Annotated in this window: 17 protein-coding genes; 10 read left to right on the top strand and 7 right to left on the bottom strand. The window is 72.2% G+C overall.

Annotated elements, in window-relative coordinates; genetic code table 11:
* Window positions 1–4: 4 nt before the first annotated feature.
* Window positions 5–1,342: a glycoside hydrolase family 18 protein gene (locus IOD16_RS30220; protein ID WP_201437071.1), complete on the bottom strand. Its 1,338-nt coding sequence runs from the start codon at window positions 1,340–1,342 to the stop codon at window positions 5–7.
* Between the two features lie 206 nt (window positions 1,343–1,548).
* Here IOD16_RS30220 and IOD16_RS30215 point away from each other — a divergent pair, with 206 nt between their 5' ends.
* Window positions 1,549–2,559: a methionine synthase gene (locus tag IOD16_RS30215; RefSeq protein ID WP_201437069.1), complete on the top strand. Its 1,011-nt coding sequence runs from the start codon at window positions 1,549–1,551 to the stop codon at window positions 2,557–2,559.
* Between the two features lie 3 nt (window positions 2,560–2,562).
* On the opposite strand, the gene IOD16_RS30210 is transcribed toward IOD16_RS30215, so the two are convergent.
* Window positions 2,563–3,066: a GNAT family N-acetyltransferase gene (locus tag IOD16_RS30210; RefSeq protein WP_201437067.1), complete on the bottom strand. Its 504-nt coding sequence runs from the start codon at window positions 3,064–3,066 to the stop codon at window positions 2,563–2,565.
* A gap of 11 nt (window positions 3,067–3,077) precedes the next feature.
* On the bottom strand, window positions 3,078–3,983 hold the full coding sequence (locus tag IOD16_RS30205; protein ID WP_201437065.1) for a LysR family transcriptional regulator: 906 nt from the start codon (window positions 3,981–3,983) through the stop codon (window positions 3,078–3,080).
* Window positions 3,984–4,055: 72 nt separating this feature from the next.
* Here IOD16_RS30205 and IOD16_RS30200 point away from each other — a divergent pair, with 72 nt between their 5' ends.
* Genes IOD16_RS30200 through IOD16_RS30190 form a run of 3 tightly spaced genes read left to right on the top strand, consistent with a single transcriptional unit; the run spans window position 4,056 to window position 7,343 of the window.
* Window positions 4,056–4,685 carry a succinate dehydrogenase cytochrome b subunit gene (locus IOD16_RS30200; protein WP_268957646.1) on the top strand — a complete coding sequence of 210 codons (630 nt, stop codon included), beginning with the start codon at window positions 4,056–4,058 and terminating at the stop codon, window positions 4,683–4,685.
* Window position 4,686: 1 nt separating this feature from the next.
* Window positions 4,687–6,600 (top strand): fumarate reductase/succinate dehydrogenase flavoprotein subunit, encoded by a 1,914-nt coding sequence (locus tag IOD16_RS30195; protein ID WP_201437062.1) that lies wholly within the window; start codon window positions 4,687–4,689, stop codon window positions 6,598–6,600.
* A complete protein-coding gene (locus IOD16_RS30190; protein ID WP_201437060.1) occupies window positions 6,597–7,343 on the top strand; it encodes a succinate dehydrogenase/fumarate reductase iron-sulfur subunit in 747 nt (248 codons plus the stop codon). Before IOD16_RS30195 ends, IOD16_RS30190 begins: the two co-directional genes overlap by 4 nt.
* On the opposite strand, the gene IOD16_RS30185 is transcribed toward IOD16_RS30190, so the two are convergent.
* Window positions 7,319–8,167, bottom strand: coding sequence for a YeiH family protein (locus tag IOD16_RS30185; protein WP_201437058.1), 849 nt, complete (start codon window positions 8,165–8,167; stop codon window positions 7,319–7,321). The genes IOD16_RS30190 and IOD16_RS30185 overlap by 25 nt on opposite strands.
* Window positions 8,168–8,178: 11 nt before the next feature.
* Here IOD16_RS30185 and IOD16_RS30180 point away from each other — a divergent pair, with 11 nt between their 5' ends.
* Genes IOD16_RS30180 through ligA form a run of 3 tightly spaced genes read left to right on the top strand, consistent with a single transcriptional unit; the run spans window position 8,179 to window position 11,985 of the window.
* On the top strand, window positions 8,179–9,096 hold the full coding sequence (locus IOD16_RS30180) for a LysR substrate-binding domain-containing protein (RefSeq protein WP_201437057.1): 918 nt from the start codon (window positions 8,179–8,181) through the stop codon (window positions 9,094–9,096).
* The gene (locus IOD16_RS30175; protein ID WP_201437055.1) at window positions 9,093–9,743 is read left to right on the top strand and encodes a hypothetical protein; all 651 of its coding nucleotides are present in this window, start codon (window positions 9,093–9,095) and stop codon (window positions 9,741–9,743) included. The genes IOD16_RS30180 and IOD16_RS30175 overlap by 4 nt, the downstream gene beginning before the upstream one ends.
* 31 nt (window positions 9,744–9,774) lie before the next feature.
* Window positions 9,775–11,985: an NAD-dependent DNA ligase LigA gene (gene ligA, locus IOD16_RS30170; protein WP_236594472.1), complete on the top strand. Its 2,211-nt coding sequence runs from the start codon at window positions 9,775–9,777 to the stop codon at window positions 11,983–11,985.
* 420 nt (window positions 11,986–12,405) lie between these two features.
* Here the strand turns inward: ligA and IOD16_RS30165 are convergent, their stop codons facing one another.
* The gene (locus tag IOD16_RS30165) at window positions 12,406–12,846 is read right to left on the bottom strand and encodes a protein-tyrosine phosphatase family protein (protein WP_123745862.1); all 441 of its coding nucleotides are present in this window, start codon (window positions 12,844–12,846) and stop codon (window positions 12,406–12,408) included.
* Window positions 12,847–13,000: 154 nt separating this feature from the next.
* On the opposite strand from IOD16_RS30165, the gene IOD16_RS30160 reads away from it, so the two are divergent.
* The gene (locus IOD16_RS30160; protein ID WP_201437053.1) at window positions 13,001–13,507 is read left to right on the top strand and encodes a GNAT family N-acetyltransferase; all 507 of its coding nucleotides are present in this window, start codon (window positions 13,001–13,003) and stop codon (window positions 13,505–13,507) included.
* On the opposite strand, the gene IOD16_RS30155 is transcribed toward IOD16_RS30160, so the two are convergent.
* Window positions 13,488–13,898 (bottom strand): SWIM zinc finger family protein, encoded by a 411-nt coding sequence (locus tag IOD16_RS30155; protein ID WP_201437051.1) that lies wholly within the window; start codon window positions 13,896–13,898, stop codon window positions 13,488–13,490. The two genes, IOD16_RS30160 and IOD16_RS30155, sit on opposite strands and share 20 nt — an antisense overlap.
* 26 nt (window positions 13,899–13,924) lie before the next feature.
* Here IOD16_RS30155 and IOD16_RS30150 point away from each other — a divergent pair, with 26 nt between their 5' ends.
* Together IOD16_RS30150 and IOD16_RS30145 are read left to right on the top strand one after the other, a co-directional pair.
* Entirely contained in the window at window positions 13,925–14,653 is a 729-nt protein-coding gene (locus IOD16_RS30150; RefSeq protein ID WP_236594471.1) for a 3-keto-5-aminohexanoate cleavage protein, read from the top strand.
* A gap of 30 nt (window positions 14,654–14,683) precedes the next feature.
* Window positions 14,684–15,322 carry a LysE family translocator gene (locus IOD16_RS30145; protein WP_201437049.1) on the top strand — a complete coding sequence of 213 codons (639 nt, stop codon included), beginning with the start codon at window positions 14,684–14,686 and terminating at the stop codon, window positions 15,320–15,322.
* Between the two features lie 180 nt (window positions 15,323–15,502).
* Here the strand turns inward: IOD16_RS30145 and IOD16_RS30140 are convergent, their stop codons facing one another.
* Entirely contained in the window at window positions 15,503–16,156 is a 654-nt protein-coding gene (locus IOD16_RS30140; RefSeq protein WP_123748370.1) for an ACT domain-containing protein, read from the bottom strand.
* Window positions 16,157–16,209: the final 53 nt, after the last annotated feature.

The following is a 16,209-nucleotide window of genomic DNA, read 5'->3' as shown; positions in this document are numbered from 1 at the left end:
GGCGTCAGGCGGTGAAGCCTTTGAAGATGTTCGTGAACTCGTACTGGGTTTGGCTGATGCTGCTGCACGTCGGCGAGATGCCGCCGCCCGGGCAGCTGCCGTTGTCGCGGCCCGCGGACCAGAAGCCGAGTAGGCCGATGCGGTTGGTGTTGGCCCACGTCACGAGCTTGCGGGCGTGGGCTTGGGTGAAGACCTTGCCGTTGAAGTTGCGGCCGATCATCGGGGTGACGCCGAGCAGGCGCTTCAGCTCCGCGTCGGACTTGGCGGGCCAGATCTGCTTCATCTGCCGCAGGCTGCTCTCGGCGGCGGCGATGACGGCGTCGCCCCAGTCCGCTCGGGAGGAGCCGAACTCCATGGTCATGGGGTTCACGAGCACGGTCAGGCCCTTGGCGGCGGCGTTCTGCAGGATCTGCACCGAGTAGGGGTCCATGCCGTAGTCGTCGCCCTGCACGCGCATCGTGTAGCTGATCGACGTGCCGCGTTCGGTCTGGAGGCGCTTCAACGCGGTGTTGACCAGGTCGTGCGGGATGGATGCCTCGACGTCCACGTCCAGGTGGTTGCTGCCGACGGCGTCGAGGACCTTCTTGTACGCGGCCAGCAGCGAGTCGGCGGTGGAGCACGAGTACTCCAGGTAGGGCCCGGCCGCGCCGCCGGTCGCGACGATCACGTCACCGCCCAGCGCCTTCAACGCCCGCACGTCGTTGATGATCCGGCTGTCGGTCAACGGGATCGTGCCGCCCCACGACGGGTTGCAGCCGCTGCTGTCCGCCAGTGCGAAGGCCAGCGTGAACACCTTCTGGCCGGTGGCGCGGGCGATCGACTCCAGTGACGGTGTCGGCATGGTGATGTCCACGTACGGCGCGGACTTCAGGCTGCCGGGAAGCGGTGGTTGGTCCGAAGTGGTGGTGGTCGTAGTCGTGGTGCTGGTGGTCGTCGTGGTGGTGGTGCCGCCGGTGCAGGGTTGGCCGTTGAGCTTGCAGTTGGCGGGCAGGCCGGGGCCGTTCACCAGGAACCCGAACGACGTGGACGCGCCGGCCGCCAGGCTGCCGTTGTACTCGCGGTTGGTGAACGCGTGGTGCGAGCCGCTGCTGGTCAGGGTGGCGTCCCAGTACGAGCCGGGCGTGGTGCCCGCCGGCAGGTCGAACTCGACCTTCCAGCCGGACACCGCGCCGGACCCGGCGGTGACGGTGAACTTGCCCTGGTAGCCGGAGCTCCACGCGGAGTCCTGGGTGAACACGGCCGTCGGGGTCGGCGCGGCGCCCGCGGGGGCGGCCATCAGCAGACCGGCGACGGCGGTGACGCCTGCCGCCAGTGCGGCCAGGCTCTTGCGCTTCGTGGACATGGGCACCTACTCCCGTGCAGGGGGAACGGGGTGGGAGTGGTGCGGGAGCGCGGGGCGCGGCACGCCCCCACACCACGTCGTGGGCGGTGCCCGCGAACACCGTCGGCACCGACAAGGTGACCGTAGGTGGACTGGACCACCTCGTCAATGGGTCTAGACCTTTTCGGTCTCGAACGGTCGGCCGCCCGTGGTGGGAGACTGTCCGGGTGGATGCCCTCCCTTGGTCCGCCGGCGCCGCAACCGGCATCGGCTCGCTACCCGGAACCGACCCGCTGGAGGCCGCCAGGATCGTCCTCGGCGAACTCCCCGACCTCCCTCACCTGCCCGAACTCCCCGCACGGGGTGTCGGCGCGGACATGATCGGCCGCACCGCCGCGCTCCTGGTCGACCTCCCGGTCGAGGTGGTCCCGTCCGGCTGGCGGACCGCCGCGCACCCCGGCAAGGACCACCGGCGGGCGGTGGACCTGCTGCGCCGCGACCTCGACGCGTTCGAGGAGGCCGCCGACCCGGTGCCGCCGCCGGTCGTCAAGGTGCAGTCCACCGGACCGTGGACGCTCGCCGCGAGCGTCGAGCTGGCGCGCGGCCACCGCGTGCTGACCGACAAGGGCGCGCTGCGCGAGTACACCCAGTCACTGGTCGAAGGGCTCAACCAGCACGTCGCCGAGGTCGCCAAGCGCACCGGCGCGAAGGTCGTCGTGCAGCTGGACGAACCGGGGCTGCCCGCGGTGCTGGCGGGCCTGCTGCCGACGCCGTCCAAGCTGGGCACGGTCGCCGCCGTGCCCGAGCCGGACGCGCGCGCCCTGCTCGAGACCGTGATCGACGGTGTCGACGCGGACGTGGTCGTGCACTGCTGCGCGTCGAAGCCGCCGATCACGCTGATCCGCCAGGCGGGCGCGCGGGCCGTCTCGTTCGACGTCACGGTCCTGGACGACTCGATGTGGGACGAGATCGGGGAGGCGTGGGAGGAGAAGACCCAGCTGTTCCTCGGCCTGGCGCCGAGCACCGACCCGACGCCGAAGCAGACGCTGAAGTCGCTGGCCCGGCCCGCGCTGGACCTGGTGGACCGGCTCGGTTTCCCGCGTTCGATCCTGGGCACGCACGCGGTGCCGACGCCGACGTGCGGCATGGCGGGCGCGAGCGAGAAGTGGGTGCGGCGGGCGTTGGCGTTGACGCGGGACGTGGGCAAGGCGTTCGTGGAACCGCCCGAGGGCTGGTGACCGCTAGAGGTCGGCGAACGGCGCGGCGTAGGTGAACGGGCCGGTGAGGTCGGGGGTGTGGGTGGCGAGGGCGCGGGCCTGGAAGTGCGGCGTCCAGGCCGGGTCCGGCGGGGTGACGCCGTAGGTCGACGCCGGGACGAAGCCGAAGCGCGAGTAGTACGCGGGGTCGCCCAGGAGGACGACCAGCGGCTCGTCCAGGGCGTCCGCGGCGCCCAGCACGGCGTGCATGAGGGCCTTGCCGACACCGGAACGCTGGTGGGCGGGCAGCACGCTCAACGGGCCGAGGCCCAGGGCGGGCTTGCCGCCGACGGAGCCGCGCGTGCACACCACGTGCCCGACGACCACCCCGTCCACCTCCGCGACCAGCGACAACGCCGGGATCCAGCCCAGGTCGGCCCGCAGCGCGCCGACGAGGCCCGCCTCACCGCCCGGTCGCGCCGCGAACGCGGCCTCCGTCACGTCGTGGACGACCTGGGTGTCTGCGGCGGTCTCGCGTCGGATCAGCACGACTCGGCACCTTACGGCTCCACCAGGTGAACCCCCGAAGGCATTTCCGCGTCGCGCAGGAACGCCAGCAGCACGCTCTGGAACGCCCGCCCCGCCGACGTCGGCGCCACGTCCGTCCGGTGCGCCAGCGCCACCGTCCGCGTGGTGGCCGGGGTCAGCGGCGTCCCGTGCAGCGACCGCGTGGCCAGCACCGTGCTCGGCACGATCGCCACCCCCAACCCCACCTCCACGAACCGCAGCACGGCGTCCATCTCGCCGCCCTCCACCGCGAACCGCGGCTCGAACCCCGCCTGCCGGCACGCGGCCAGCGTCGTCTCCCGCAGGTCGTAGCCCGGCCGGAACATCACCAGCGGCTGGTCGCGCAGGTCCGTCAACCGCATCCGGGTCACCCCCAGCGGCGACGCCGACGCCACCACCAGCTCCTCCCGCAGCACCGGCACCACGGTCAGCGCCCGGTCGGCGTCGGCGGGCGACACGATCACCAGGGCCAGGTCCAGCTGCCCCGCCTCCAACGCCGCCACCAGGTCCCGCGACCCGCCCTCCGTCACCGACACCTGGATGCCGGGGTACGCGTCGTGGTAGCGCTTGATCACGTCCGCGAACAGGCTGACGCACAGGCTCGGCGTCGCGCCCACCCGCACCCGGCCCCGCCGCAGCCCCACCAGCTCGGCCACCTCCAGCCGTGCCGTGTCCACATCGGACAGGATGCGGGCGGCCACGGGCAGCAGCGCCTCGCCCGCCGGGGTCAACGTGACGTTGCCGCGCGCCCGGCTGAACAGCTCCGCGCCGAGCTCCTTCTCCAACGCGTGGATCTGCTTGGACAGTGAGGGCTGCGCCACACGCGCCTCCGCCGCCGCCCGCGTGAAGTGCCGCGTCCGGGCCACTGCCAGGAAGTACACGAGCTGTTGGAGCGTCATAGCCCCAGGCTATCTTCAGGCAGCTCACGATGTATTGGACGACTCGTCACACCGGTTCCTAGCGTCAGCGACGTGGACACGATCGGGCTCTACCGCACCACCGTCGGCAAGAAGGTCGTCATGGCCGTCACCGGCGCCGGGCTGCTGCTGTACGTCGTCGTGCACATGCTCGGCAACCTCACCGTCTTCTCCGGCGCGGACGCGATCGACGGCTACGGCCGCCTGCTGCGCGAGATCGGCGCGGTCTGGCCGACCCGGGTCGCCCTCCTGGCCTGCGTGGCGCTGCACTTCGTCGCCGCCTACCAACTGACCGCGAAGGCCCGCAAGGCCAGGGGCCGGTACGAGCACCGCCGACGGGTCCAGGGCAGCTACGCGGCCCGCACGATGCGCTGGGGCGGCGTGATCATCGCCCTGTTCGTGGTCTACCACCTGCTCGACCTCACCGTCGGGTGGCTCAACCCCCACGGCGTGCCCGGCGAGATCCACGCGAACGTGGTCGCCGACTTCCAGCACTGGTACGTGGTGCTGGCGTACGCGGTCGCCGTGCTGGCCCTGGGCTTCCACATCCGCCACGGCGTGTGGAGCGCCACCCAGACCCTCGGCGTCACCACCTCCCGCGTGATCGGCCTCGGCGTCGCCGTGGTGGTCTGCGCCGGGTTCCTCTCCGTTCCCTTCGCCGTCTTCACCGGATTGGTGAGCTGACATGCCCTACACCGAAGGCGCCCCGATCGCCGACCAACGCGCGCCGGTCGGCCCGATCGAGACCCGCTGGGACCGCCGCCGCTTCTCCGCCCGGCTGGTCAACCCCGCGAACCGGCGCAACCGCAGCGTGATCGTGGTCGGCACCGGACTCGCGGGCGGCTCGGCCGCGGCCACGCTCGCCGAGCTCGGCTACCAGGTCAAGTCGTTCTGCTACCAGGACAGCCCGCGCCGCGCGCACAGCATCGCCGCGCAGGGCGGCATCAACGCGGCCAAGAACTACCGCAACGACGGCGACAGCGTGCACCGCCTGTTCTACGACACCGTCAAGGGCGGCGACTTCCGCTCCCGCGAGTCCAACGTGCACCGGTTGGCGCAGATCAGCGTCGAGATCATCGACCAGTGCGTGGCCCAGGGCGTGCCGTTCGCCCGCGAGTACGGCGGCCTGCTCGACACCCGCTCGTTCGGCGGCGCGCAGGTCTCCCGCACCTTCTACGCCCGCGGCCAGACCGGGCAGCAGCTCCTGCTCGGCGCCTACCAGGCGTTGGAGCGCCAGATCGCCGCCGGACGCGTCGAGATGCACGCGCGCACCGAGATGCTCGACCTGGTCGTGGTGGACGGCCGGGCGCGCGGCATCGTCGTGCGCGACCTCGTCACCGGCGAGGTGTCCACCCACTTCGCGGACGCGGTCGTGCTCGCCACCGGCGGCTACGGCAACGTGTTCCACCTCTCCACCAACGCCAAGGGCTGCAACACCACCGCCATCTGGCGGGCGCACCGGCGGGGCGCGCTGTTCGCGAACCCGTGCTTCACCCAGATCCACCCGACGTGCATCCCGATCAGCGGCGACCACCAGTCGAAGCTCACGCTGATGAGCGAATCGCTGCGCAACGACGGCCGCGTCTGGGTGCCGCGCGACCCGCACGACACCCGCGCGCCGAACGACATCCCCGAGACCGACCGGGACTACTTCCTGGAGCGCATGTACCCGGCGTTCGGCAACCTCGTGCCGCGCGACATCGCGTCCCGGGCGGCGAAGAACATCTCCGACGAGAAGCGCGGCGTCTACCTGGACTTCGCCGACGCCATCGGCCGCCTCGGCGCGCTCGCCGTCGAACAGCGCTACGGGAACCTGTTCGAGATGTACCAGCGCATCACCGGCGACGACCCCTACCGCACGCCGATGCGCATCTACCCGGCCGTGCACTACACGATGGGCGGGCTGTGGGTGGACTACGACCTGCGGTCCACGATCCCCGGCCTGTACGTGATCGGTGAGGCGAACTTCTCCGACCACGGCGCGAACCGGCTGGGCGCGTCGGCGTTGATGCAGGGTCTGGCGGACGGCTACTTCGTGCTGCCCGGCGTGATCGGGGACTACCTGGCCGACGCGCCGTTCGACGCGGTCGACGACAGCCACCCCGCGGTCGCGGACACGATGTCCGAGGTGCGCGGCCGGGTGAAGACGTTGCTGGCCGTGGACGGCGACCGCACGGTCGAGTCGTTCCACCGCGAGCTGGGCCGGCTGATGTGGGACGAGTGCGGCATGGAACGCGACGAGGCCGGGTTGCGCAAGGCGCTGGAGCGCATCCCCGAGCTGCGCGACGAGTTCTGGCGACGGGTGAAGGTGCCCGGCACGGGCGAGCGGCTCAACCAGGAGCTGGAGAAGGCCGGCCGGGTCGCGGACTTCTTCGAGCTGGCGGAGCTGATGTGCGTGGACGCCCTGCACCGCGCGGAGTCGTGCGGCGGCCACTTCCGGTCGGAGAGCCAGACGGCGGACGGGGAGGCGTTGCGCGACGACGCGAACTACGCGTACGTCGCCGCGTGGGAGTACACGGGCGTGGGCCGACCGCCCGTGCTGCACAAGGAAGAGCTGACCTTCGAGCACGTCACGCCGAGCACCCGGAGCTACTCGTGAAGCTGACCCTGCGGATCTGGCGGCAGAGCGGCGCCACCGGACGGCTGGTGGAGTACGTCGTGGACGACCTGTCGCCGGACATGTCGTTCCTCGAAGCGCTGGACGTGCTCAACGAGCGGTTGATCACCTCCGGGCAGGAGCCGGTGGCGTTCGACCACGACTGCCGCGAGGGCATCTGCGGCATGTGCGGGCTGATGATCAACGGGATGGCGCACGGGCCGGAGAAGGCCACCACGGCCTGCCAGCTGCACCTGCGGCACTTCCGCGACGGCGACGTGGTGACCGTGGAGCCGTGGCGGGCCGAGCCGTTCCCGGTGGTGCGGGACCTGGTGGTGGACCGGTCGGCGTTCGACCGGATCGTGGCGGCCGGCGGGTACGTCAGCGTGCCCACGGGGTCCGCGCCGGACGCGCACGCGACACCCGTGCCCAAGCCGGACGCGGACACCGCGTTCGAAGCGGCGGCGTGCATCGGCTGCGGCGCGTGCGTGGCGGCGTGCCCCAACGGGTCCGCGATGCTGTTCACCGCCGCCAAGGCCACCCACCTCGGCGTGCTGCCGCAGGGGCAGCCGGAGCGGTACTCGCGGGCGCGGGACATGGTCGCCGAGCACGACGCGTCCGGCTTCGGCGGCTGCACGAACACCGGCGAGTGCACGTCCGCGTGCCCCAAGGGCATCCCGCTGACCACCATCGCCCGCCTGAACGCCGACCTGCTGCGCGCTCACACCACCCGCAGCGACAGGTAACCCGTCCCGCACACCAGGAGCGTCGCGAACAGCCCCAGGAGCAGCGCCCTGGGGCTGCTCCGCACGAGGCTCTTGAGCCGCACCGACGTGCCCAGGCCGAACAGCGCCGCGGCCAGCACGACGGTCGTCACGGTGCCGGCCACCTCCACGACGGACCGCGGAACCAGCGGGCTGAGCAGCATCAACGCCAGGAAACCGAGCAGGAAGCCGGGCACCGGCGGAGCCCCGCGACCACCCACACCGGCCACGATCGGCGCCAACAACGCCACCCGGCCGAGCTTCACCGCCATCGCCGTCGCCAACCCGCCGGCCGGCGCCGCGGCGGCCACCTGCGCGACCTCGTGCACGCTCAGCCCGATCCACTGCGGCGAGGCGTGCAACAGCGGCAAGGCGATCATCGCCAGGGTGCCGTAGAGCGTGACCAGGGCGACGCTCGTGGCCACGTGCTCGTCCTCCCGGTCCACCCGACCCTCGACGGCCGCGATGGCCGACGCGCCGCAGATCGAGAAACCGCTGGCCACCAGCACGTACAGGCCACGCGGCAGGCGCAGCCGGCGGCCCAGCAGCACCGTGCCGAAGAACGTGACCGAGACCGTCACCACGATCGCGACCAGGACACCGGGCCCCAGGGCGAGCAGCTGCCCGACGGACAGCTGCAGACCGAGCAGCACCACCCCGCCGCGCAGCAGCCAGCGCGTCACACCGGCCAGCTCCGGCAGGCGCCCACCCACCAGCACACCCAGGACCAACGCGGCGATCAGCACACCGCCCAGCCTCCGTCCGCGCGGGCGCTTCCGGTAGGCGGCCCCCGACTCTGAAGTCATACCCTGTGGCTATGACCCCGGACCTCGAGTCGCTGCGCCTGCTGGTGCTCGTCGGGGAGCTGGGCAGCCTCGGCCGGGCCGCCGGGGAACTGGGCATCGCGCAACCGTCGGCCAGCAAGCGGCTGTCCACCCTGGAACGGCGCCTCGGCGTCGTGCTGGTCGACCGCGGGCGGCGCGGCTCCGTGCTCACACCCGCGGGCGTGGTCGTGACCGAACGGGCCCGGCGGGTGCTGGACGAGGTCGCGGGCCTGGTCGAGGGCGCGCGGGCGCTCCGCTCGGCGAGGGAGGCCGAGCTGCGGGTCGCCGCCAGCATGACCGTGGCCGAGCACCTCGCGCCGAGCTGGATCGGCGAACTGCGCCGCGCCCGCCCCGACCTGCGCGTCGGCCTGCGGGTGACGAACTCGGAAACGGTCGGCGCACTCGTCCGCGACGGCGCGGTCGACCTCGGATTCGTCGAAGCACCAGGCCCGCTGCCAGGGCTTTCGACCCGGAAGGTGGCGGTGGACCGGCTCGCGGTGGTCGTCGCACCCGGCCACCCGTGGTCCCGCCGACGCCGACCGCTCACCCCGCCGGAACTGGCCGCCACACCCCTCGTGATGCGCGAACGCGGCTCCGGCACCCGCGACACGCTGGACCGGGCGCTGCCGGCCGCGTGCCCGCCCGCGCTGGAGCTCGGCTCCACCACGGCCGTGCGCGGCGCGGTCGTCGCCGGCGTCGCACCCGCCGCGCTCAGCGTCCTCGCGGTGGACGTCGACCTCGCCGAGGGCCGGCTGGTCGAAGTGCCGACGGAGCTCGACCTGCGCCGCGTGCTGCGCGCCGTGTGGCCGGGCGGCCGCAAGCTGGTCGGACCCGCGGCGGAACTGCTGTCGGTGGCCACCCGGCGCGGGTCGGCGCAGCCGTCGGCCGGCCGTAGTTCAATGGAGCCATGAGCTGGTTCCGCCGCCGCACCGAGCCCGAACCCGAACCCGTCCACCTGCCCAACCCGGCCGAAGCCGCGGTCGCGTTCTGGCAGGAGTGGTTCGAGCTGCTGCCGACCGTCAGCGCGGCCCTCGGCGACGGCGAGCCCTACCGGGTGGAGGGCGACCTGGGCGCGATGGTCGCCGCCATGCACCCCGACCTGGAGTTCTCCCTCGAACGCGGCCACCGCGCCATCTACGCCCTGGTGATCACCAGCCGTGAGGACCCCAGGCTGCGGCCCTACACCGACGCCTGGATCGAAGCCGCGCCGAGCGAGGACATGATCTGGGAGTACCACGACTCGGTGCCCCCGGTGCCGGACCCGACCCTGGTCACCATCAACGTCGGACCGCGCCGGATGCGGCTGGCCGACGTGCGGCTGGTCGCCCAGGTCTCGTTCGGCCTGGTGGACGTCGCCGTCTACCACCCCGAGTTCGCCCACCTCGACGACAAGGCCAGGCAGACCATGACGTTCCTCCCCTTGGACGTCACGCTGGGTGAGCGTTTGGCCGGTGAACGACTCGGCCGGGTGGAAACCGCGTCCGCCGAACCGGAGGGCACGATCGACCTGCTGGAGTTCCGCGAACTGGTCCGCGCGATGGTCGGCGAACCCACCTGAAATTGTCGGACCCCCTGGTTACCCTCATGCCGTGACCAGCGACGACCCGTTGAACCCGACCCAGGCCCCCGCCGAGGGCGTCGAGGACGTGCCCGCCCCCGTGCGCGAGCGGCACGCCGCGCTGGCCGAGGTGGTGCGCGGGCACCAGTTCCGCTACTACGTCCTCGACTCGCCGACGGTCAGTGACGGCGAGTTCGACGCGCTGCTGCGCGAGCTGGAGGCGCTGGAGCAGGCGCACCCCGGCCTCGCCACACCCGACTCGCCCACGCAGCTCGTCGGCGGCACCTTCTCGACCGACTTCACCGCGGTCGACCACCTGGAGCGGATGCTCAGCCTCGACAACGTGTTCTCCGCCGAGGAGCTGCGAGCCTGGTTCGAGCGCGTGCGCAAGGAGGTCGGCGCGGACGCGCACTTCCTGTGCGAGCTGAAGATCGACGGGTTGGCGATCAACCTCCTCTACGAGCACGGCCGCCTGGTCCGCGCCCTGACCCGCGGCGACGGGCGGACCGGCGAGGACGTCACGCTCAACGTCCGCACGCTGCCCGACGTGCCGGAGACGCTGACCGGCACCGACGAGCACCCAGTGCCCGCCCTGGTCGAGGTGCGCGGCGAGGTGTTCTTCGCCGTGGAGGACTTCCTGGAGCTCAACGCGCGGCTCGTCGAAGCGGGCAAACCGCCCTTCGCGAACCCGCGCAACACCGCCGCCGGGTCGCTGCGCCAGAAAGACCCCAAGATCACCGCGTCCCGCCGGCTGCGGCTGATCTGCCACGGCCTCGGCAAGCGCGACGGCTTCGACCTCACCACCCAGTCCCAGGCCTACGAGGCGCTGCGGGCGTGGGGCCTGCCCGTGTCCTCGCACACCAAGGTCCTGCGCACGTTCGAAGAGGTCTCCGAGCACGTCGCCCACTGGGGCGAGCACCGCCACGACGCCGTGCACGAGATCGACGGCGTCGTCATCAAGGTCGACGAGGTCTCGCTGCAACGCCGCCTGGGCAGCACCTCCCGCGCGCCGAGGTGGGCGATCGCCTTCAAGTACCCGCCCGAGGAAGCGACCACCACCCTCCTCGACATCAAGGTGCAGGTCGGTCGCACCGGCCGCGTCACACCGTTCGCCGTGATGGAACCGGTGAAGGTCGCCGGGTCCACCGTCGCGCGGGCCACCCTGCACAACGCCGGCGAGGTCAAGCGCAAGGGCGTGCTCATCGGCGACCGCATCGTGATCCGCAAGGCCGGCGACGTGATCCCCGAGGTGCTGGGCCCGGTGATCGACGCCCGCCCGGCCGACGCCCGCGCCTTCGAGATGCCGCTGACGTGCCCCGAGTGCGGCCACGCGCTGCGCCCGATGAAGGAGGCGGACGTCGACATCCGCTGCCCCAACGCGGCGGGGTGCCCGGGTCAGCTGCGGGAACGGCTCGCGTACCTGGCGTCACGTTCGGCGCTGGACGTCGAGGTGCTGGGCTTCGAGGCGGCGGCGGCCCTGGTCGACTCCCCGGTCTACGCCGACGAGGGCGACCTGTTCGACCTGGACGCGGACAAACTGGGACAGGTCGAGCTGTTCCGCACCAAGGACGGCGACCTGACCGCGAACGCGGTGAAGCTGCTGGACAACCTGGAAACGGTCAAGCAGCGTCCACTGTGGAGAGTCCTGGTCGCCCTGTCCATCCGCCACGTGGGCCCCACCGCCGCCCGTGCCCTGGCGCAGGAGTTCGGCTCCCTGGAGCGGATCGTCGCGGCCACGGAAGAGGAACTCGCCTCCGCCGAGGGCGTGGGCCCGACCATCGCCACAGCCGTGCGGGAGTGGGTCGAGACCCCGTGGCGGCAGGAGATCGTGCGGAAGTGGCAAGCCGCGGGGGTGCGCACGGCCGAGGAGCGCGACACCTCCGTCCCGCGCAACCTGGCCGGGTTGTCGATCGTGGTGACGGGGTCGCTGGAGACGTTCTCGCGGGACGAGGCGAAGGAGGCGATCCTGTCGCGCGGCGGCAAGGCGGCGGGCTCGGTGTCGAAGAAGACCGCGTTCGTCGTCGTGGGCGAGTCGCCGGGCTCCAAGGCGGAGAAGGCGGAACAGCTGAAGGTCCCGATCCTGGACGAAGCTGGCTTCCGCGTCCTGCTGACCAACGGCCCGGAAGCCGCCACGGCCATCGCCACCATCACCGAAACCCCGACCACCCCCCGAAACCCCCACCACCGAACCACCCCTCCAACCCTCCACCTCACCCTGACCCCACCACCACCACCGCCCTGACCAGCAACAACCCCGACTACGGCCCCCACGACCGAGTGATCACAATAGGAGTACCAAACCAAAACGCCGTTTCCAACACCCTGAAACGTCGGTTGAAACAACGAGGCCGCCAACCAACCCCCCCTCCACACCACCATCCACCCACCCACCCCGCCGCCGACACCCTGCACCCACCCCGCAGCCCGCAGCCCGCCACCGGCATCCCACTCCGCCCTGTCCCGCCCTCCGCTCCGCTCGCACCCCGCCGGGCAATCCGCGAAGCACCACCGCACCTCACGCGCTCACAACCGCACCGCCCGCGCGTGGGACCGGCGCGGCTGTTCGCCCGGCCGCACGGCAATTCGCGCACAGGCGCAGCAGATCCGCGGCCTCGACCTCGCGTCGTCTGGGCTTGGCCTGGGCGATCCGGCCCGGATCACGTCACTCGTGCGGGAAGCGTGCCACCCACCGCTTCTGCCACGGCGTCTCCACCGCGCGCCGGTTGAAGTGGGCCCGCGTCCACGCCACGGCGTCACCCGACGGAACGCCCGCCAGCACGGCGAGGCACGCGATCACGGTGCCGGTCCGTCCCACACCCCCGCCGCACGCCACCTCGACCCGCTCACCCGCCAAGGCCCGCGCGTGCAGGTCCCGGATCAGGGTCACGGCCCGCTCGGTCGACTTGGGCAGTCGGAAGTCGGGCCACTCGACCCACTCGTGCGACCACGAAGGGGCGTCCACGCGCGCCATCACCGAGCGCCGCATCCTCGGCGATCCGAGGTACAGCCCGTAGTCGGGCGTGCCCTCGGGAGTGGGGTTGCGCAGGCCGCGACCGCGCACCAGCGCGCCGTCGGGCAGTTCGATCGCACCGGGAAGCGTCATCCCGACATCATCCCGCCCGCAGTCCTGCGGTCGGCTGGGAGGCGGCACTCGGGACATCCGGCCCCACATCCAGCCGAAACCTTGATCGAACGCCCGCCGGCGCAGTTGGCTGGACCACAATCGGGAACGGTCCGATGACGCAGAGGGGAACCAGATGGCCGACATCGTGGTGAGGCCCGCCAGGGAAGACGAGTGGGCGGCGGCGGGTGAGATCACCGTGGCCGCCTACCAGGCCGACCGCCACATCGACAGCCACACCGGCGGGTACGCCGACACGCTGGTCGATGCGCGCACCCGCGCCCGGGAAGCGGAGCTGCTGGTGGCGGTGGACGACGGGGACACCGTGCTCGGCACCGTCACGGTGGTCCGGCCCGGCACCCCGTACGCCGAGGTCAGCCGGGACGGCGAGGTGGAGTTCCGGATGCTGGCGGTGAGCCCGTCGGCACGCGGCCGCGGGGTCGGTGAGGCGTTGGTGCGCGCGGTGATCGTGCGGGCGCGTGAGCTGGGCGCGCACCGGCTGGTGATGAGCAGCTCCGAGCACATGACCACCGCGCACCGCCTCTACCGGCGGCTCGGGTTCCGGCGGCGGCCCGATCGCGACTGGCAGCCCGCGCCGGACGTCGACGTGACCGCGCTCGGGTTCAGCCTCGAACTCGCATGATCTCGTCGCGCAGCGAACGGTCCCGCGCGGCCCGGTCGTAGAGCAGCTCCACCAGCGTCGCGTGGTCGAGCTCGGCGAGGCGGACGCGCAGCTCCTCGTCCTCCGCGTCCTGCGGCGGCACGGTCAGGCCGCGTTCCAGCAGCACCAGGCCGACCGCGACGCAGTGCTTGCAGAAGAACCCCTGCGACCCGTACGGGCACGTGCACGCGCCGTCCAAGCGGGTGTCCTCCCACTGGAGCGTCACCCGGTACTCGGCCGCGCCGACCACGACGCCTTCCACGTGCCGTGAACGGACGGCCAGGTCGACCACGGCGTCCCGGTAGGTCAGCCCGCGCCAGTACGACTTGGCGCCCGCGTGGTGGCGCAGCAGGGCTGAGGTCAGCGTCGGCATGGCGGTATCCAACACCTTGTGGTTCGGTGGGTTTCGTGCTCCAGGCTTGTCTGAACGGCGCCCGTCAGCCGGGCAGCCACCCCAGTGTGCCGATCACGCCGCAGCAGCTGGCGGCCGACGCCGCGGAGTGCGCCGAACTCGGCGTGACGTCGTTCCACCTGCACCCCCGTGACGTGGTGGGACTGGAGGTGCTGGCCGGCCCCGAGGTCGCCACCACCGTGTCCGTGGTGCGGACGGCGGTGGCGCGGGCGGAGATCGGCGTGACGACCGGCGCGTGGATCGTGCCCGACCCCGTGCGGCGGGCGGAGCTGGTGCGCGGGTGGGCGGGACTGGCCGCCGGACGTCCCGACTACGCGTCGGTCAACGTGCACGAGGACGGCTGGCTCGACGTGGCCGCCGCGTTGCGCGACGCGGGCATCGGGATCGAGCTGGGCGTGTTCCACGTCGAGGCGGCGCGGACGTTGCTCGACGTCGGCGTGCCGCCGGGGACGGTCCGGGTGTTGGCCGAGGTGCAGCCGGGGGAGACGGTGGAGCACGCGGCACGGCTCCTCGACCTCCTCGGACCGCTCGGGGCGCCGGTCCTGCTGCACGGCGAGGACGACAGCGCGTGGCCGGTGCTGGACTACGCGGTGACGCGCGGGCTGGACACCCGCATCGGTCTCGAGGACACGCTCACCTCGCGTGACGGCACCCCGGCGGCGGGCAACGCGCAGCTGGTCGAACTGGCCCTCCGAACCGCGGAAAAGCGCTGGTAGCACGGCCGGGTGCCGTGGTTTCGTTGCGCCATGGTGTCCACCGACCGGCTCCTCGCCTTCGCGGCCATGTCGTTCCTGCTGATCGTGATCCCGGGGCCGAGCGTCCTGTTCGTGGTCGGGCGGGCGTTGGCGCAGGGGCGGCGTGCCGCGCTGATCACGGTCCTGGGCAACACGCTCGGCGCCTATGCCCTGGTCGTGGCCGTCGCGTTCGGCGTCGGGGCGATCGTGGAGCGGTCGGCGGTCGTGTTCACGACGTTGAAGCTGGCCGGCGCGGCGTACCTGGTGTACCTCGGGGTGAAGGCCGTGCGGCAGCGCGGGTCGCTGCACGCGACGTTCACCGCCGGCGGTCCGGCTCGGGGTGGGCTGCGCACGTTGTGGGAGGGCTTCGCGGTCGGTGTGGCGAACCCGAAGACGATCGTGTTCTTCGCCGCCGTGCTGCCGCAGTTCGTGGATCGCGGGCAAGGTCACGTCGCCGTCCAGATGCTCCTGCTCGGCCTGGTGTTCAACGCCATCGCGGTGGCGTCCGACAGCGTCTGGGGCCTCGCCGCCGCCACCGCGCGCACCTGGTTCGCCCGCTCACCGCGCCGCCTGGCCCTGGTGGGCGGCGCCGGCGGCCTGGCCATGATCGGCTTGGGCGTCACCATCGCCACCACGGGCCGCAAGGACTGACCCCAGCTCACCGCGAGAGTCCTCCCTTCAGCCCTCGAGAGTCCAACGTTCAGGCACCCTGAATTCAACGCTCGGGCATCGGTGCCGACCGAGCGCGAGTGTTGAATTCAGGGCACGTGAACGTTGGACTCTCGCGCCGCGGAGGTTGGACTCTCGCGCCGTGGAGGTTGGACTCTCGGGTCAGTCGGGGAGGACGACGGAGACGATGCCGGCCAGGTGGGCCAGGCGGGCGACTTCGGCGGCGCGGAACATCGGGCCGCCCGGGCGGCCCACCAGCAGGACGCGGTCCGGTTTGCCGAGAGGGGTGGCGGCCAGCTCGGTGCCCAGCTCCTGCCAGGTCTCGGGCACCCAGTCGTCCTCGCCGTCCAGGACGGTGGCGCGAGCCAGGGGCAGCCACGGCGGGGTCTGCAGCTTGGTCTCCGGCGCGGCCGAGGACGAGGTCAGGCGGCGCGCGGTGCTGCCGTCCCACGACACGACCACCGCCCACCCCGCCCGGATGATCTTCGGCACGCCCTCGGTGAACACCGCGAGCCCGTTGCGGGGGTCCTCGGCGACCTCCTCCACCAGTTCCAGCTCGCGGTGGGTGTCCAGCACGCCCGCGTAGGGCCGGACCGCGTCCACCTCGACGCCTTCGATGGACTCCGCGGCCGTGATCAGCACGTCGGGCAGCCGCCCGGAGGGCAGTTCGACCACCAGGTCGTCGATGGCCAGGCCCGCCCCGCGCTCCACCACGTCCACGCTGAGGATGTCGGCCCCGATCTCGCCGAGCGCGGAGGCGACCGCGCCCAGGGTGCCGGGACGGTCCGGGAGCTGGACCCGGATCAGGAAGGACACGGTGCACGCCTCCAAAGGCTGTGGTGGAGCATCGAGGTGGAAACTCGCCGGCC

This window comes from Saccharothrix sp. 6-C (assembly GCF_016695385.1).
GTDB lineage: Bacteria > Actinomycetota > Actinomycetes > Mycobacteriales > Pseudonocardiaceae > Actinosynnema > Actinosynnema texasense.
This window is presented reverse-complemented; position numbering and strand designations above follow the sequence as displayed.

What these genes read in the sequence shown, in the direction of transcription:
- IOD16_RS30220 (WP_201437071.1), bottom strand. Translation starts at nt 1,342, where the DNA reads ATGTCCACGAAGCGCAAGAGCCTGGCCGCACTGGCGGCAGGCGTCACC.
- IOD16_RS30205 (WP_201437065.1), bottom strand. Translation starts at nt 3,983, where the DNA reads ATGACGCTCCAACAGCTCGTGTACTTCCTGGCAGTGGCCCGGACGCGG.
- IOD16_RS30195 (WP_201437062.1), top strand. Translation starts at nt 4,687, where the DNA reads ATGCCCTACACCGAAGGCGCCCCGATCGCCGACCAACGCGCGCCGGTC.
- IOD16_RS30185 (WP_201437058.1), bottom strand. Translation starts at nt 8,167, where the DNA reads ATGACTTCAGAGTCGGGGGCCGCCTACCGGAAGCGCCCGCGCGGACGG.
- IOD16_RS30180 (WP_201437057.1), top strand. Translation starts at nt 8,179, where the DNA reads ATGACCCCGGACCTCGAGTCGCTGCGCCTGCTGGTGCTCGTCGGGGAG.
- IOD16_RS30175 (WP_201437055.1), top strand. Translation starts at nt 9,093, where the DNA reads ATGAGCTGGTTCCGCCGCCGCACCGAGCCCGAACCCGAACCCGTCCAC.
- IOD16_RS30165 (WP_123745862.1), bottom strand. Translation starts at nt 12,846, where the DNA reads ATGACGCTTCCCGGTGCGATCGAACTGCCCGACGGCGCGCTGGTGCGC.
- IOD16_RS30160 (WP_201437053.1), top strand. Translation starts at nt 13,001, where the DNA reads ATGGCCGACATCGTGGTGAGGCCCGCCAGGGAAGACGAGTGGGCGGCG.
- IOD16_RS30155 (WP_201437051.1), bottom strand. Translation starts at nt 13,898, where the DNA reads ATGCCGACGCTGACCTCAGCCCTGCTGCGCCACCACGCGGGCGCCAAG.
- IOD16_RS30145 (WP_201437049.1), top strand. Translation starts at nt 14,684, where the DNA reads ATGGTGTCCACCGACCGGCTCCTCGCCTTCGCGGCCATGTCGTTCCTG.